The sequence below is a fragment of the Mesorhizobium sp. M7A.F.Ca.CA.003.01.2.1 genome, from assembly GCF_003998945.1.
GTDB lineage: Bacteria > Pseudomonadota > Alphaproteobacteria > Rhizobiales > Rhizobiaceae > Mesorhizobium > Mesorhizobium ciceri.
Map to the genome: position 1 here is coordinate 1 of NZ_RZRA01000816.1, position 2617 is coordinate 2617.

The 2617-nt window shown below is 62.7% G+C and carries 2 protein-coding genes; one reads left to right on the plus strand and one right to left on the minus strand.

The window, feature by feature from the left end; all coding sequences use genetic code 11:
• Positions 1-62 precede the first annotated feature (62 nt).
• Positions 63-215: a hypothetical protein gene (locus EN969_RS26010; protein WP_081714296.1), complete on the plus strand. Its 153-nt coding sequence runs from the start codon at positions 63-65 to the stop codon at positions 213-215.
• 69 nt (positions 216-284) lie between these two features.
• Here the strand turns inward: EN969_RS26010 and EN969_RS26015 are convergent.
• On the minus strand, positions 285-2617 hold a 2333-nt coding region (locus tag EN969_RS26015; protein ID WP_127419514.1), incomplete at its 5' end, for a DNA gyrase subunit A.

A 2617-nucleotide genomic window follows, 5' to 3' on the forward strand; every position in this document is an offset into this window, starting at 1 on the left:
CACCTTAATAAGATGAAACCAAAATCCCATCTATCCGTTGTTAGGCGCAGGAGAACACGCACATGCTGATCTACATGCTCGCCACCGCAATGACCGTCGCCATGCTGATCGCCACCGTATTTGGGCTGCATCAGGAGGCACAACGCATCCGCGTCAAGGCAAACACCAAGCGCTTCGAAGGCTTCGGCCCGCGTAAGCCATATCGCCACTACTGATAAAGCCTGGACTTGCTGCCGCGCCGGCCAGCTGGCCGGCGTTGCCATGTCAAAACCTGGGTGCCGGACTTAGTCCGCACCCTCCGGACCGGCGTCAGACGCCGCAGCGGCATCGGCACCGCCCTCGACGGTTTCTTCGCTTTCTTCGTCCGCTTGCGGTTCAGAGATCCGCTCGACCGAAACCACCTTTTCGCCTTCAGCCGTGTTGAAGATGGTCACACCCTTGGTGGCGCGGCTGGCGAAACGAATGCCGTTGACCGGCACCCGGATGACGGTGCCGCCGTCCGACACCAGCATGATCTGGTCGTCATTGCCGACCGGGAAGGTCGCCACCAGCCTGCCAATCTCGGCCGCCTTCGACACGTCGGTGGCGCGGATGCCCTTGCCGCCGCGTCCGGTCAGCCGGAAATCATAGGACGACGAACGCTTGCCGTAGCCGAATTCGGTCACCGTCAGCACGTACTGTTCGTGCGCCTTGAGTTCTTCGTATCGGCTGTCGGAAAGCTCTGTCTCCTCGCCGATCTCCTCATTGGTCAGCGCGATCTCTTCCTCTTCTCCGGCCGTTTCCGTGGCAAGCCGCCGCTCCGCCGCCGCGCGCTTCAGGTAAGCGGCGCGTTCCGCCGGCGAAGCATCGACATGCTCGATCACCGACATCGAGATGATGCGGTCGGTCTCGGCCATGGTTATGCCTCGCACACCGACCGAATTGCGGCTCTGGAAGACGCGCACGTCGCCGACGGAGAAGCGTATGCACTGGCCGGAACTGGCGGTCAGCAGCACGTCGTCCTTGTCGGTGCAGGTTTCGACGCCGAGGATCTCGTCGCCTTCTTCCTCCAGCTTCATGGCGATCTTGCCGTTGCGGTTGACCTGGACGAAGTCGGATAGATCGTTGCGGCGCACGGTGCCGCGCGTGGTGGCGAACATCACGTAGAGTTCGCCCCAGCTGGCCTCGTCCTCGGGCAGTGGCATGATGGTGGTGATGCGCTCGCCCTGCTCCAGCGGCAGCATGTTGATCAGCGCCTTGCCGCGTGACTGCGGATTGCCGATCGGCAGCCGCCAGACCTTTTCCTTGTAGACGATGCCGCGCGAGGAGAAGAACAGCACCGGCGTATGGGTGTTGGCGACGAACAGCCGGGTGACGAAATCCTCTTCCTTGGTCGACATGCCGGAGCGGCCCTTGCCGCCGCGGCGCTGCGCCCGGTAGAGCGACAGAGGCACGCGCTTGATGTAGCCGGAATGGCTGACCGTCACGACCATGTCTTCGCGCTGGATCAGATCCTCGTCTTCCATGTCCGAACCGCCGTCGGTGAGTTCGGTGCGGCGCGGCGTGCCGAACTCGTCGCGCACGGCGGCAAGCTCGTCCTTGACGATCTGCTGGACGCGCGCGCGGGAAGACAAAATGTCCAGATAATCGATGATTTCGGCGCCGATCGTGTTCAACTCGTCGGCGATCTCGTCGCGGCCGAGCGCGGTCAGGCGCTGCAGGCGCAGCTCGAGGATGGCGCGCGCCTGCTCCTCGGACAGATTGTAGGTACCGTCCTCGTTGATCCGGTGGCGTGGGTCATCGATCAGGAGGATCAGAGATTCCACGTCGCCAGAGGGCCAGCGCCGCTCCATCAACTGCTCACGCGCCGTCTGCGGATCCGGCGCGGTGCGGATCAGCTTGATGACTTCGTCGATGTTGGCGACTGCGATAGCGAGACCGACCAGCACATGGGCGCGATCGCGCGCCTTGCGCAGCAGGAACTTCGTCCGCCTTGTGATCACCTCCTCGCGGAAGGCGACGAAAGCCTTCAGCATATCGGTCAGGTTCATCACTTCCGGCTTGCCGCCATTCAGCGCCACCATATTGGCGCCGAAAGAGGTCTGCAGCGGCGTGAAGCGGTAGAGCTGATTGAGGATGACGTCGGCAACGGCGTCGCGCTTCAGCTCGATGACGACCCGGTAGCCCTGGCGGTCGCTCTCGTCGCGGATATCGGAAATGCCCTCGATGCGCTTGTCGCGCACCAGTTCAGCCATCTTCTCGATCATCGACGACTTGTTCACCTGGTAGGGAACTTCGGTGATGATGATGGACTCGCGGTCGTTGCCGCGCTGTTCGATGTTGACGCGCCCGCGCATGACGATGGAGCCGCGGCCGGTCGAATAGGGGCTGTAGATGCCCGAACGGCCAAGCACGATGCCACCGGTCGGGAAATCCGGCCCCGGAATGATCTCCATAAGCGCCGGCAGGTCGATCGCCGGATTGTCGATGATGGCGATGGCGCCATTGCAGACTTCACCGAGATTGTGCGGCGGGATGTTGGTCGCCATGCCGACGGCGATGCCGCCCGAGCCATTGACCAGAAGGTTGGGAAAACGTGCCGGCAGAACCTTAGGTTCGCTGCCGGAAGCATCATACG

What these genes read in the sequence shown, in the direction of transcription:
- EN969_RS26010 (WP_081714296.1), top strand. Translation starts at nt 63, where the DNA reads ATGCTGATCTACATGCTCGCCACCGCAATGACCGTCGCCATGCTGATC.